At 66.1% G+C, this 13,528-nt stretch carries 11 protein-coding genes and 1 pseudogene; 4 read left to right on the top strand and 8 right to left on the bottom strand.

Features of this window, described 5'->3' with window-relative positions; all coding sequences use genetic code 11:
* Positions 1-168: 168 nt before the first annotated feature.
* The 8 genes and pseudogenes from ACJH6J_RS05810 to ACJH6J_RS05775 form a co-directional block, all read right to left on the bottom strand.
* A complete protein-coding gene (locus ACJH6J_RS05810; protein ID WP_244872996.1) occupies positions 169-342 on the bottom strand; it encodes a hypothetical protein in 174 nt (57 codons plus the stop codon).
* A gap of 129 nt (positions 343-471) precedes the next feature.
* A pseudogene (locus tag ACJH6J_RS05805) lies at positions 472-579 on the bottom strand (DUF2510 domain-containing protein); the annotation flags it as partial.
* 752 nt (positions 580-1,331) lie between these two features.
* Positions 1,332-2,951 carry a chaperonin GroEL gene (gene groL, locus ACJH6J_RS05800; protein ID WP_406803656.1) on the bottom strand — a complete coding sequence of 540 codons (1,620 nt, stop codon included), beginning with the start codon at positions 2,949-2,951 and terminating at the stop codon, positions 1,332-1,334.
* Between the two features lie 82 nt (positions 2,952-3,033).
* Positions 3,034-3,336: a co-chaperone GroES gene (gene groES / locus ACJH6J_RS05795; RefSeq protein WP_029367666.1), complete on the bottom strand. Its 303-nt coding sequence runs from the start codon at positions 3,334-3,336 to the stop codon at positions 3,034-3,036.
* 208 nt (positions 3,337-3,544) lie between these two features.
* Complete coding sequence (locus ACJH6J_RS05790) at positions 3,545-4,357, bottom strand: universal stress protein (protein WP_244872781.1); 813 nt, start codon at positions 4,355-4,357, stop codon at positions 3,545-3,547.
* Positions 4,350-5,771 (bottom strand): hypothetical protein, encoded by a 1,422-nt coding sequence (locus ACJH6J_RS05785; protein ID WP_212806840.1) that lies wholly within the window; start codon positions 5,769-5,771, stop codon positions 4,350-4,352. Before ACJH6J_RS05785 ends, ACJH6J_RS05790 begins: the two co-directional genes overlap by 8 nt.
* A gap of 31 nt (positions 5,772-5,802) precedes the next feature.
* Positions 5,803-6,984: an Abi-alpha family protein gene (locus tag ACJH6J_RS05780; protein WP_406802578.1), complete on the bottom strand. Its 1,182-nt coding sequence runs from the start codon at positions 6,982-6,984 to the stop codon at positions 5,803-5,805.
* 109 nt (positions 6,985-7,093) lie between these two features.
* The gene (locus ACJH6J_RS05775) at positions 7,094-8,362 is read right to left on the bottom strand and encodes a helix-turn-helix domain-containing protein (protein ID WP_318986485.1); all 1,269 of its coding nucleotides are present in this window, start codon (positions 8,360-8,362) and stop codon (positions 7,094-7,096) included.
* 166 nt (positions 8,363-8,528) lie between these two features.
* Here ACJH6J_RS05775 and ACJH6J_RS05770 point away from each other — a divergent pair, with 166 nt between their 5' ends.
* Genes ACJH6J_RS05770 through ACJH6J_RS05755 form a run of 4 tightly spaced genes read left to right on the top strand, consistent with a single transcriptional unit; the run spans position 8,529 to position 13,525 of the window.
* The gene (locus tag ACJH6J_RS05770; protein ID WP_318986484.1) at positions 8,529-9,806 is read left to right on the top strand and encodes a cytochrome P450; all 1,278 of its coding nucleotides are present in this window, start codon (positions 8,529-8,531) and stop codon (positions 9,804-9,806) included.
* A complete protein-coding gene (locus tag ACJH6J_RS05765) occupies positions 9,803-10,777 on the top strand; it encodes a PDR/VanB family oxidoreductase (RefSeq protein WP_318986483.1) in 975 nt (324 codons plus the stop codon). The genes ACJH6J_RS05770 and ACJH6J_RS05765 overlap by 4 nt, the downstream gene beginning before the upstream one ends.
* Positions 10,774-11,799 carry a Rieske 2Fe-2S domain-containing protein gene (locus ACJH6J_RS05760; protein ID WP_406803655.1) on the top strand — a complete coding sequence of 342 codons (1,026 nt, stop codon included), beginning with the start codon at positions 10,774-10,776 and terminating at the stop codon, positions 11,797-11,799. Before ACJH6J_RS05765 ends, ACJH6J_RS05760 begins: the two co-directional genes overlap by 4 nt.
* Before the next feature lie 10 nt (positions 11,800-11,809).
* Positions 11,810-13,525 (top strand): GMC family oxidoreductase, encoded by a 1,716-nt coding sequence (locus ACJH6J_RS05755; RefSeq protein ID WP_318986481.1) that lies wholly within the window; start codon positions 11,810-11,812, stop codon positions 13,523-13,525.
* Positions 13,526-13,528 lie beyond the last annotated feature (3 nt).

Raw genomic sequence — 13,528 nt, 5'->3', positions numbered from 1 at the left:
CTCATTTTCGAGAGACCTCGACCTCTATCCCGGCAACGACGCGCCAACCACCTCTACACCCTCATCTGTGAAGAGCCCCATAACGCTCGGCTCCGTTTCCTCATTCCGGCAGCACGGGTGCGCGTTGGAGGCGTGGACTTACTTCAATTCACGCCGTCATGCAGCGGCCTATTTGTCGAACATGTGCGTGATCTCGTTGCGCTTCTTGTCCATTTGGTTCTCGATGTAGAAACCGTTGGAGAGCGCCAACACGAGTACCACAGCCGCGCCGACACGTGCCCACTTGGGAGCGCCCATGATGAACGCGACGGCCACGCTGCCGGCCACGAGCGCGACACCCATCCATACCAAGCCAGAGCCAGACATCAAACTCACTGACTGCATCGACATCACAAGCCCCACAGCGGCAAGTACACATACAGCCGCTGCGACGGCAGCACTCTTGCTGTTGGCCGCGCTCGCCGGAGGGGGTGCCCCCGGAGCGGTCGGCACGCTCCATTCGGCCCCGTTCCAATAACGCTTTCCGTTGGGATCAGACGGGTCTGAATACCACCCCGGGGAACGCGGAGACGCAGTCACAATCCGGACGCTAGCAGCAAGCGCACAGTGAGTAGTCGGCTTCCGCGAACCTAATTGACGCAACACCAAACGGCCAGCCGAAGAGACGACGCGATTACCGTCCGGAGAAGAAGTCTCTGGCCTGCCGCAAAGTCTCAAATACCGCTTTCCCCGCGATAGCGCCGTAGCTGCCAAGCTCACGTGCGCTGAAGCCTGCACCGACTACTAGCGGGTCGGATACGTTGCGCCACTGGAGGTATGCACCGGGAAAAGTGTCAGGACCCGGGAAAGTCTCGGCGCTTGGGTACAAGCCCACAGTTTGTGGTCTCGGGCAACGAACCGCAACGTGTACCAACTTGCCACGTGCGGTGACTACCCCCTCGGGGACCGCGCTGTTAACGGCCTCAGTATCGAGTGCACCGTGGTACGCCCGATTGTTCGTATACGTCGCCTTCCGATACTCGCGCATACTGTAGATGGCCGAGACACAGCCATGCAGCGCCGACCGGTGGGCTACCGACGATTCGTCAGATTCCTTGCAAAGTCGATCAAACTCGAAGTCGAAGTCCTCATTAAGGCGGTCGAGGTCGGCTGTGGGCGTCCAGAGGTTGGTTGGCATACAGACCCCTCCTGTTGGGTGACAACAGTGTCCGCTAGCAGACCGACAATCACGGACACGAAAATCCCCGAAACAGCCACCGCCCCGGCGAGGACCACCGTCCAACGAGAACACCCCCGGCCCAACAGGACCGGGGGCGTTTCGTTGCAACTACCTAGTGGGCGTGGCCGTGGTGGCCGTGCCCGTGATCGGCTTCCTCGGCCGGCTTGTCCACGACGGCCGTCTCGGTCGTCAGGATCATCCGGGCCACCGACGCGGCGTTGAGCACCGCGGACCGGGTCACCTTGGCCGGGTCGACGACGCCGTCGGCCAGCAGGTCACCGTAGGTCAGGGTGGCGGCGTTGAAGCCGTGGCCGGCGGGCAGCTCGGCTACCTTGTTCACCACGACGGGGCCGTCCAGGCCGGCGTTGGTGGCGATCCAGTACAGCGGGGCCGACAGCGCCGAGGAGAAGACCTCGAGGCCGATCAGCTCGTCGCCGGTCAGCGAGCCACGCAGGCCATCCAGAGCGGTGCGAGCCTGGACCAGAGCGGCGCCACCACCGGTGACGATGCCCTCTTCCACCGCGGCCTTGGCGGCGGCGACGGCGTCCTCGACGGCTTCCTTGCGCTTCTTCAGGTCGGTCTCGGTGGCGGCGCCGACCTTGATGACGGCCACGCCGCCGGCCAGCTTGGCGAGGCGCTCTTCGAGCTTCTCGCGGTCCCAATCCGAGTCCGACGCCTCGATCTCGCTGCGCAGCTGCGCCTTGCGACCGTCGATGGCTTCGGCGGTGCCGCCACCGTCGACGATCACGGTGCTGTCCTTGCTGACCACGACGCGACGGGCGGTGCCCAGCACGTCCAGGCCGGCCTCGCGCAGGACCAGGCCCACGTCGGGGTTGACGACCTGACCACCGGTGACGACGGCGAGGTCCTCCAGGAACGCCTTGCGGCGGTCACCGAAGAACGGCGCCTTGACCGCGACAGCCTTGAGGGTCTTGCGGATGGCGTTGACGACCAGGGTCGACAGCGCCTCGCCCTCGATGTCCTCGGCCACGATCAGCAGCGGCTTGCCGGCCTGGGCGACCTTCTCCAGCAGCGGCAGCAGGTCGGGCAGCGAGCTGATCTTGTCGCGGTGCAGCAGCACCAGCGCGTCCTCGAGGACGGCTTCCTGGGCGTCGAAGTCGGTGACGAAGTACGCCGACAGGAAGCCCTTGTCGAAGCCGACGCCCTCGGTGACCTCGAGCTCGGTGTTCAGGGTCGAGGACTCCTCGACGGTGACGACGCCGTCGGCACCGACGCGGGTCATGGCCTCGCCGACCAGCTCGCCGATCAGCTCATCGCGCGACGAAACGGTCGCGACCTGGGCGATGGCGGTCTTGTCGGACACCGGCGTGGCGGCGGCCAGCAGGGCCTCGGACACCGCGTCGGCGGCCTTCGAGATGCCCGAACCGAGCGCGATCGGGTTGGCACCGGCAGCGACGTTGCGCAGGCCGGCCTTGACGATGGCCTGGGCCAGCACGGTCGCGGTGGTGGTGCCGTCGCCGGCGACATCATTGGTCTTGGTCGCGACGGACTTGACCAGCTGGGCGCCCAGGTTCTCGAACGGGTCTTCCAGGTCGATATCGCGGGCGATGGTGACGCCGTCGTTGGTGACCTGCGGGCCGCCGAAGGCCTTGGCCAGCACGACGTTCCGGCCACGCGGGCCGATGGTGACGCGGACTGCGTCGGCAAGCTTGTCGACACCGGCCTCCATGGCCCGGCGCGCAGCTTCGTTGAATTCAATCTGCTTGCTCATAAGAGCCTTTCGCTGATACGCATACCGCCCCGGACATCACCCGCACATGCATGCGGGGACGACCGGGGCGGGACACGAATGCTTACTTGGAGACGACGGCCAGCACGTCGCGGGCCGACAGGATCAGGTACTCCTCGCCGTTGTACTTGATCTCGGTGCCGCCGTACTTGCTGTAGATGACGGTGTCGCCCTCGGCAACGTCCAGGGGGATCCGCTTCTCGCCGTCCTCATCCCAGCGGCCGGGGCCAACTGCGACGACGGTGCCTTCCTGCGGCTTTTCCTTGGCGGTGTCAGGGATGACCAGACCGGAAGCGGTCGTGGTCTCGGCCTCGTTGGCCTGAACGAGGATCTTGTCCTCGAGTGGCTTGATGTTGACTGCCACGATGGAAGCCCTCCACTTGGTTGGTATGTCGATCCAGGGCCAATCCCCGGATGCCAGGTTGTTCGGCAAGCGTCCTGACCACACACCGTCGTCGCGGGTGCCGGAGCGCGGTTGGCCGCGTGCCACCTAGCACTCTATACACGCGAGTGCTAGCGCTCAAGGGTGGGGCAGTGCCGGATTCGACGAACTCGCTGTCGGCGGAAACAGCGCCCTACTCAGCGGCCGGCGAAGTGTTGACCAGGAGCAGGTTGGACGTCGCCCGATGAGTGATGGTGTTGGCCGTCGACCCGAGGACCCGGGCAAAACCCGCCATGCCGCGGTTTCCGATCACGATGACGTCATATTCGGCGGCCGCGAGCACGTCGGCGGGGTCGCCGGCCAGCGCGAGCCGCTCGAGTGAGCCGGTGATTCCCAGCCGGCTTTCGACGTCGTTCAGCGTCTCCTCGGCCGTGGCGGTATCGCCGGCAACGGTGACCAGGATCGGCCGGGCGCCGAGTGCGGCCGCCAGGTCGTACCCGGCACGCACCGCACGCACCGAGGTGTCGGAGCCGTCGGTGGCCAGGGCGATCGTCTGCACCGCCGCGAGCGGCTTACGCACGAACAGCACGTCGACGGGGCTGTGGTGCGACAGTTCGTTCGAGGTACTCCCCCACAGCCGGCTGGACGTGTGGCCGAGCCCCGCGGCCCCGACCACGATCAGCGGCCGCTCGGCCTGCGCCGCGGCGTCGACGAGGGCATCGAACGCACTGCCTTTCACCGGAACCTTGTCGATCGTCGTGACGCCCAGCGCGGTGAGATCGACGTCGGCGCCCTCGGCCGTCAGATCGGCCCACGGCTGCTCCCGGCCGCCGGGAACCGAAACGCTGGGCTTCCACGCGGTGACGACGGTGACCGGCGCACCGAGGCCGGCCGCCACCACGCCGGCGACGGTGACCGCGTCGGTCGCCTCGTCGGACCCGTCGGTGCCGACGACGATTCTGGAATAGGACGCCATGGCGGCCCTTTCGATCGGGGTGTCAGGCACCGAAGACGAGGATGTGGACGGCGCCGACGAGGATGCCCAGGAGCCCACCGTGGGCGTACAGCAGCCAGGCGTCCTGCTCGATGGCCGAGTACAGCATCTCGCCGAATTTGTCGGGCGGCAGCGCCCGGAACTTCTCGGTCGCGAACGTCTCGATCTTCTTGGCCTGCGTCTTGTTGAACCCGGGGTCGTAGAGGACGCTCGGCGCGAAGTCGACCAGCTTGTCGCCCGCTCCGCGTTGCAGCCCTTCGACATCCAGGACGCCGAACGAGTTGCGGGCGACGACCAGATACGGGCCCAGGATGCGCTCGGCTTCTTCACCGACCGCGGACTGGATCAGCGCGCGGGTCTTGTCCGCGCTGGCGCCGTTGAGCAGTTCGTGCGCGAAGTTCTTGACCGTCAGGACCTGTAGCGACAGCATCGTCGCGAGTTCGTGGGCGGCCTGGTGCTGCCGCTTCGCGAAAAGCCCTTGTTTCCAAAGGTATTTGTAACGGGGCTGCGGCTCGCCGGGCTCGAACACCACCTTGATCGCGATGATGTTGACGACGATGCCGATCACGGCGGCGCCGCCGAGCACCCACAGCCAGGTCGGCAGGAAGTGCAGGATCGAGTCGAGGAACCCCGGCAGGTGAATCGCGAAACCGCCATGGGCCGCGGCGTGTTCGCGCGCCTCATCGCTGGAGTAGTAGATCAGCGACAGCCACAGCGCGAGCAGCACACCGAACGGAAAGCCCAGCGCGCCGATGCGCACCATGAAGCGCAGTTCGGGCACCGCCATGCCTTTGATGATGTCCCGCAACACTTCCGGGTTGCGGCGCAGGAAGTTGACGGTCATCAGCTTGACGTTGAGCAACTGATCGATGTTCTCGCCGATCTTGGCGAAGGCCCGCTTGGAGATGGTCGGCAACTCGGCGTCGACGGTCTGCAGCACCTCGTCCTTCAACGGCTGGGGCAGCGACCGCCACATCTGCGGATGCCGGGCCTCGATGATCTCGGTGGTCAGCCGGCCGATATCCGGCCTGGCCGCCACCGCAATGGCTTTCGCGAGTTTGTCTGGATTGAGTTGTTCGTAGAAGTCCGAAATCTTGCCGATCCGGGCTATGGAGGTGTCGACGATGAGGCTGGCCATCTTCTCGGCGCGACACGGAATGAATCCCTGGAAACCCAGAATTCCGTTGGGCGCGAAGGTGGGCAGAATCTGGACCTTGCGGGGCAGAAAGGGAAATATCCGTTTCAGGCCCGGCACATAGAAGCCGGTGAACCGGACGGGCGCGAACAACATGATGACGCCGGTCCAGTTGGTGATCAAGCCGGCGATCGCGCTGAAGATCGGCACGCTGATGATGTCGACGACGAATTTCGATTGTCCGGTGAGCTCCTCCCAATCAAGAAAGGGCCCGGCGGCGAGCGTTGTCATGAAATATCCCTGGGCTTGTCGGGGGGTCGGATCAGTGCTTGGGTTTGTGCGCGGCGGGATCGGGTGGGCCTTTCCCGATGATCTTGTCGCCGCGCTCATCAGTGGCCCATCCCCCGGCGTTGTAGCCGTCGGTGTCGATGCAGACCTCGCAGAACTGTTGGCCGAACTCCGACAGATAGATGCTGCGGTACACGCTGATGGTCTTGGGTATCGCCTCGGTCACCTCGAGTGCGCGTGGTTGCACCTCAAGCAGCGCGTAGCGCCGGTAGTCCGCCACCGGCTCGGACGAAAAGCGCACCAGGCCAAGACGATTGAGGTTCGCGAGATAACGTTGGTCGGCCTCCGGCCACCGGCACCCGGCCATGTCCGCGATCATGTTCACGCCGCTGACGAGCCGCTCCGAGCCGACCTGGAACATCGTCTTCGTCCGGATGTCGATGGACGGCTGGGTGCCCGCGACGGCCAGGAAGCGCAGCATCCGAACCTCGTCCGGTGCCAGCTCACTGAGGATCTGGCCGAATGCCGGATGACGGTGCGCCTGTTTACGTGTCGGCTTCTGCGACTTGGCAATCAGCTCGTCGCCCCAATGGCGTAGCTCGGCGTCGCTGTCGTGCTTCGCGGCTTTCTTGTCCCCGTCGCGATGCTCGGACTTCTTCTTGGCGGTGTCGCCGGAGCTCATCACGCGGCGCACCGGTGTGACGGCAACGCCGAGGACAGCGGCAGGATTCAGCGCCGACTCCGCGGCGCGCTTCAAGCCGCCGAAGAGTCCCGGGTTCTCGACCGGCAATTCGTCCGGTGCCACGACGGGCAGCACAGCGGTTGCGGCAGCGGCATTTTCGTCATCGTCGTCAATATCGCTGTCATCGGCCGGTTCCGGCGACGACGGGATCGCTGCCGGCGCCGGTTGCGTCTCGCGCCCGGGCAGCCGACTCAGAATATTGACGACCTTCAGCAGGTCCCCGGCGGCGGCCCGGGTCGATTGCACGGCGGCCGCGATGTCGCGCGCGGTGTCGATACCCAGCTTGGTGAGCGGATCGACCAAGGCGCCCAAGGGATTACTGCTCTGATTTTGATCTTGACCGCGATCGTCGGAAGGCGACGCGCCACGCGCTTTGTCGGATTTTGGATCGTCGCCCATGATTCGCCTCCGTCGGACCGTGCGAGTAATTATCCAAAGGACCGGCTCGCTGATATGCGTTTCGCAGTGATCCAAAAACTACTGACGGCAGCGCAAGCGAACTACGTCGCAAACAGCCAAAGTTCGTACCACACCCAGGGCACGCGTTGTCGACGGTCCACAAATGGCCCGCCGCGACGAATTGTCAGTTCAGAACGGCCTGACCGAACCAGTGGCACAGCAGCAATGCGACCTCGACCTCGATGCGGTCGTCGACGATCGGCGTGCCCCGGCGACTGATCGCGCGGTTCACCCGGTACTTGATCGAATTCGAATGCAGATGCATTTCGTCGGCGGCCGCTTTGAAACTCGAGCCGGTCCGCAGGAACACGCGCAATGTCTCGCGGAGCCGTTCGTCGTTTTCGGTGTCGCTCGCCAGCGGGCCCAGGATTTCGGCCACCCACGCGCCGACCGCTCCGACGTTGTCGCCCAGCAGCGTCGCGACGGGCAACCCCGGGTCGCTCGCCGCGGTGATACGCCGTTCGGCCGAACCGGACACGACCGCCACCGCGCGGGCGGCGACCGCCTGTTCATGCGAACGCCGGAACCCTTCGATGCCGGGCAACGGATTACCGAGTGCGATCCACGGCGAATCTTGTTGCGTCGCGGCGAATTCCCGGATCCGGTCCGACGCACCCTCGGCGCTGTGCGCGGACAGCGGCAGCCAGACCCACGCGGTGAGGTGGTCGACCGACAGGAACAGCGGCGGCTCGTGGGTACCCAGCGACGAGGCGAGATGGTTGGCGAAACGCTCCATGCGGACGAGCTCGTCGCCGCCGTTGTCATCGGGGTACCACAGCGCCAGCGCGAGGTGCACGCGCTGCAGCGGGTAGCGGATTTCCTCGGTGAGCTCGTCGACATCACCGCCGGCCGTGGTCAGAATGGCGCGAACCCGCTGCGCCCGCATACTGTTTCGGTTCTCCACCCACCGGTCGTACTCCTGTTGGTAGGTGGTGAGGACCTGCTGCGAAATCCAGTCGATGTAGCCGAACGCGACGGTCTGGAAGTACTTGAAAACTTCGAGGCCCCACCGCGGATCCATGTCCGAGTCCGCGATCTCGTCGAGCACGAAGTTCATCACTTCCTGGTGGCCCAGCCGGTAGGCGCGTACCACCGCATTTGCCGGAACGCCGCGCTGTGCCATCCGCCTGGCGTGTTCGAGCGACTCCGTCGGCGGGACGACGTCCTCGATCGGGATCCGGTGGCGGATCGAGGCGAAGACGGTCTCGACGTTGGCCGCGACCGTGTGCGCCTGCAGTTCCATCAGTTGCGCATCCTCGCTGAGCTCGGCGATCTCGGTGAGGAGGATCTTCTGGATCGACTGCGTGATGTCGCCCAACTTGCCGTCGAGCCCGCCGATCACCTCGGCTGCGCGCGCGACGACGGCACTCTCGTCGACGCGTCGTTCCGGCATGAAACGACCGTAGATCACGCGGCGCCGAAGTTGCTGCAAATCGGGCTTTGTCGTCACACGACAACGACGCTCCGTAAACGCTCCGAGAGTTGGTCGTCGCGAGACGTCGATCGCGGCGGCCGCGGTGAATAGCTTTCGTAAACATCAGACCAACCAGGAGGGCACCGTGACCACTGCCGCCGCAACCGAAGTGGACCTCGCCGCCGTCGACCTTGCCGACCCCGCGGTGTGGGACGACGGTCCGCCGTACGAACTGTTCGCCCGAATGCAACGCGAGGACCCGGTGCACTACAGCCCGCAGCGCAACGTCCCCGGCGAAGGTGGCTTCTGGTCCATCACCCGCTTCGACGACGTGCGCACCGTCAGCCGCGACCACCGCACGTTCTCGTCCGAGAAGCGCGGCATCTTCAACGTCGACGACATCGGTGTGCCGCTGGATGTCCAGCGGCTGCAGCTGATTTCGATGGACCCGCCCCGGCACGACCGGCTCAAGGCCCTCGTCATCAAGGCGTTCACGCCAGAACGCGTCGCGGCCCACGAAGAGGCCATCAAGCAGATCATCAACGACGTCCTCGACAGCGTGGCCGACCGCGAGAGCTTCGACCTGGTCCGCGACGTCGCGCGGCCGGTGCCGGCCCGCGTGATCGGCTCGATGCTCGGCACGCCCGCGGAGGACGACGAGCGCCTCGTCTACTGGACCAACGTGTTCAGCGCGTTCGAGGATCCGGAGATCCGTACGCAGTGGGACGACGCCGGCGCCATCGTCGGCGAGATCATCACGTACCTGGGCGAACAGATGGCTCAGCGGCGCGACGACCCGCGCGACGACCTGATCACCGCGGTGATGAACGCCGAAATCGACGGCGAGAAGCTCACCGAACTCGAGATGGCCACGTTCTTCACCTTGCTCATGACGGCCGGCAACGACTCGACGCGCGCCACCTACAGCGCGACGATGCTGGCCCTGATGCAGAACCCGGATCAGCTGATCCTGCTGCAGGAGAACCCGGAGCTGCTGGAGCCCACCGTCGAAGAGGGCCTGCGCTACGCGCCCGCCTTCGCCTTCATGGGCCGGGCCGCGACCACCGACTTCGAGCTGCACGGCAAGCAGATCAAGGAAGGCGACCGGCTGCTGCTGTGGTACCTGGCGTCCAACCGGGACGAGACCGTCTTCGAGAACCCGCACGAGTTCGACATCACCCGCGAGGGGCTGGCGGACACGCACCAGGCCTTCGGCGGCCGCGGCAAGCACTTCTGCCTCGGCGCCAACCTGGCGCGCCTCGAACTGAAGCTGTGGATTCAGGAGACCGTCCGCCGGTTCCCCGACCTCACGCTGGACGGCGACCCGACCCGCGTACGGGCGCTGTTCCTCAACCAGTACAAGTCGATCCCCGTCCGTCGCACGGCGATGAGCCGCTCGGGCGAAGAACAGAGGGCACTGTGAGTAACGCTGCATACCGGGAAGTCGAGGTCGACCTCGAGGTCCGCCGGCGCGAACAATCAGCGGACGGTGTCGTCACGCTGACCCTCGCCGACCCCTCCGGCGCGGACCTGCCCGAGTGGACCCCCGGCGCTCACATCGACCTGGTCATGTCGCCGTCGCTGACGCGGCAATACTCCTTGTGCGGCAGCACCGCCAGCCGCACCGAGTGGCAGGTGGGCATCCTGCTCGATCCGAACAGCCGTGGTGGCTCGCAGTACGTCCACGACAAGCTCCACGAGGGCACCACGGTCCGGGTGCGCGGGCCGCGCAACCACTTCGCGCTCGTGAACTCGCCGCGCTACCAGTTCGTCGCCGGCGGTATCGGCATCACGCCGATGCTCCCGATGATCGAGGCCGCCGAGGCCACCGGCGCCGACTGGCAGCTGATCTACGGTGGCAGCGCCCGCTCGTCGATGGCGTACCTGGACGCGCTGGAACGCTTCGGCGACCGCGTGACCATCTGCGCGCGCGACGAGCACGGCGACGCGTTCCGGACGAAGCTGGCGGCGGTGCTGGCGGCGCCGCAAGACAAGACGTTGGTCTACTGCTGTGGGCCCGAGGGCCTGCTCGACGCGGTCGAGAAGGGCTGCCAGGCCTGGCCCGACGGCAGCCTGCACCTCGAGCGCTTCTCGGCGAAGACCATCGAGGAACCGGCCGACGCTCTCGACACGTTCGAGATCGAATGCCAGCGTTCCGGCATCACCCTGACCGTGCCGTCGGACAAGACGATCTACGACGTCGCCGAAGAAGCGGGCCTGGACGTACTGGGGTCGTGCATGGAAGGCGTGTGCGGCACCTGTGAATGCGAAATCATCGCCGGCATCGGCGATCACCGCGACTCCGTGCTCAACGACTCGGAGAAGGCGGAAAACAAAACCATCATGATCTGCGTCTCGCGCTCCCGGTCCGAAAGGCTGGTGCTCGACCTATGAGAACCAACTACCCGTTGAACTGCTGGTACGTGGCCGCGCTCAGCGATGAGGTCGGCGCGGGACTGCTGGCCCGGCGTCTGCTGGGCAAGCACGTGGTCCTGTACCGCCGCGCGTCCGGTGAAGTGGTCGCCCTGGAAGACCGCTGCGTGCACCGCGCCTATCCCCTGTCGGAGGGCCGGCGGGACGGCGACCGTGTGGTCTGCGGCTATCACGGCTTCAGCTACGAGCCCGACGGTTGTCTGGCCGACGTGCCGTCGCAGGAGAACGTGCCGCCCGGCGCCCGGGTGGCGGCGTACCCGGTCGTCGAGACCGCGCCGTTCGTCTGGATCTGGCTCGGCGAACCGCGTGCTGCCGCGCTGCGCCCGCCGCCACGCGTGCCGTGGTACCTGGACGGTTCCGGCTGGACCAGCACCACCGAGGTGCTGCGTGTCGAGGCGAATTATCTTCTGCTGCATGAGCATTACCTTGACCTGACCGATGTGTTCGTGACGCATCCCGAGGTCGTGCCGCCGGACATCCAGCAACTGCCGCCACTCAACGAGGTAGAGATCTCCGAACGCTCGGTGGCCTACACCCGGTCCACTCCCCCGAGCCGGCTGGCGCCGTGGGAGTCGGCGATCACCGGGTTGCCCGAAGAGTCGGTGGCCACCCGGCGCGAAGAGGGGACCTTCGTGTCCCCCGCGCTGCACACGCAGCACTACGCCATCGAAATCGAAGACGGCGAATCCTACGGGCTGTTGCGGATTCACGGGTTCACGCCCGAATCGGCGGGCTCGACGCACGTCTTCCTGCAGATGGCGCGCAACTACGCCGGCGCCGAGGACACCGTCACCGAGTACCTGCGGATCATGTTCCGCGAGTGGGCCGTTCGCGATGCGGCCATCCTGGAGACGATCCAGCGGCGGCTCGACGAACCCGGTGGCCGCCGGCGCGACATCAACGTCAAGGCCGACCGGGCCGCGATCCGGGCCCGGCGCATCGCCATGGACATGGTCGACGACGAAACCAGCTTTTTCAACTGAGGAGAGCCACATGTCCAACACCGACTATGACGTGATCGTCGTCGGGTCCGGATTCGGCGGCAGCGTCACCGCGCTGCGACTGACCGAGAAGGGCTACCGTGTCGGCGTTCTAGAGGCCGGCCGCCGGTTCACCGACGACCAGTTCCCCAAAACCAGTTGGGACGTCCGGAAATTCGTCTGGGCTCCCAAGCTGGGCTGCTATGGCATTCAGCGCATCCACATGCTGCGCGACGTCGTCATCCTGGCCGGGGCGGGCGTCGGTGGCGGGTCGCTCAACTACGCCAACACGCTCTACAAGCCGCCGGCGACGTTCTTCAACGACCCGCAGTGGGCCCACATCACCGACTGGTCCGACGAGCTCTCGCCGTTCTACGACCAGGCCAGGCGCATGCTCGGCGTGGTGATCAACCCGAGCATGACCCCGGCCGACGAGATCATGAAAGCGGTCGCCGAGGACATGGGTGTGGGCGACACGTTCGTCCAGACGCCGGTCGGGGTGTTCTTCGGTGAACCCGGCAAGACCGTGCCCGATCCGTTCTTCGGCGGCGTCGGACCGGACCGCACCGGGTGCATCGAATGCGGCAGCTGCATGACGGGCTGCCGCTACGGCGCCAAGAACACGCTGCTGAAGAACTACCTCGGTCTGGCCGAGAATGCCGGCGCCACAGTGCATCCTCTGACGACGGTCGATTCGGTACGACAGAGCCCGAGCGGCATCTGGGAGATCGACACCGTGCGCACCGGCCGGACCCTGCGCAAGAACCGTCGGACCTTCACGGCACGGCACGTCGTCCTGGCGGCCGGTACCTGGGGCACGCAGAACCTGCTGCACAAGATGAAGGACAGCGGCACCCTGCCCCGGCTGTCGGACCGCCTCGGCGTGCTCACCCGCACCAACTCCGAATCCATCGTCGGCGCAATGAAATACAAGGTCGACCCGGCGCTGGACCTGACCCGCGGCGTGGCCATCACGTCGTCGTTCCATCCGACCAGCGACACCCACATCGAATCGGTGCGCTACGGCAAGGGCTCCAACGCGATGGGTCTCCTCCAGACGGTGATGACCGACGGCGGCGGCCGGTGGCCGCGCTGGCTGAAGGCGCTGGGTCTGGCTGTGACGCATCCGCGCGCACTGCTGCGGGTCCTGACGGTCGGCAATTGGAGTGAGCGCACGGTGATTTCGCTGGTGATGCAGAACCTGGACAACTCGATCACCACATTCACCAAGCGAGGACTGCGCGGCTGGCACCTGTCGAGCAAGCAGGGCCACGGCCAGCCCAACCCGACATGGATCCCGGCCGGCAACGACGCGACCCGCCGGGTCGCCGAGAAGATCGACGGCGTCACGGCCGGCACCTGGGGCGAGCTGTTCAACATCCCGATGACCGCGCATTTCCTCGGCGGTTGCGCCATCGGCTCGGACGCCGAGCACGCCGTCATCGACCCGTACCACCGCGTCTACGGATACCCGACCCTGAGTGTCGTTGACGGGTCGGCGGTCTCGGCGAACCTGGGCGTGAACCCGTCGCTGACCATCACCGCCCAGGCCGAACGTGCGGCGGCGATGTGGCCCAACAAGGGCGAGGAGGACCTGCGTCCCGAGCAGGGCCAGCCCTATCGCCGCGTGGACGCCATCGCTCCGATCAAACCCGTTGTGCCGGAGGGCGCTCCGGGGGCGCTGCGACTGCCCCTCATCCCGCTCTCCCCGGCCGCGAACGACGCGTAACGG

This window comes from Mycobacterium sp. SMC-18 (genome assembly GCF_045310895.1).
GTDB lineage: Bacteria > Actinomycetota > Actinomycetes > Mycobacteriales > Mycobacteriaceae > Mycobacterium.
The sequence above is the reverse complement of the archived record's forward strand: the minus strand, read 5'-3'. Positions and strand labels throughout refer to the sequence as shown.

Excerpts from the sequence above, each read along its gene's own strand:
- ACJH6J_RS05810 (WP_244872996.1), bottom strand. The coding sequence starts at position 342 with ATGGGTGTCGCGCTCGTGGCCGGCAGCGTGGCCGTCGCGTTCATCATG.
- groL (WP_406803656.1), bottom strand. The coding sequence starts at position 2,951 with ATGAGCAAGCAGATTGAATTCAACGAAGCTGCGCGCCGGGCCATGGAG.
- ACJH6J_RS05785 (WP_212806840.1), bottom strand. The coding sequence starts at position 5,771 with ATGACAACGCTCGCCGCCGGGCCCTTTCTTGATTGGGAGGAGCTCACC.
- ACJH6J_RS05775 (WP_318986485.1), bottom strand. The coding sequence starts at position 8,362 with ATGCCGGAACGACGCGTCGACGAGAGTGCCGTCGTCGCGCGCGCAGCC.
- ACJH6J_RS05760 (WP_406803655.1), top strand. The coding sequence starts at position 10,774 with ATGAGAACCAACTACCCGTTGAACTGCTGGTACGTGGCCGCGCTCAGC.
- ACJH6J_RS05755 (WP_318986481.1), top strand. The coding sequence starts at position 11,810 with ATGTCCAACACCGACTATGACGTGATCGTCGTCGGGTCCGGATTCGGC.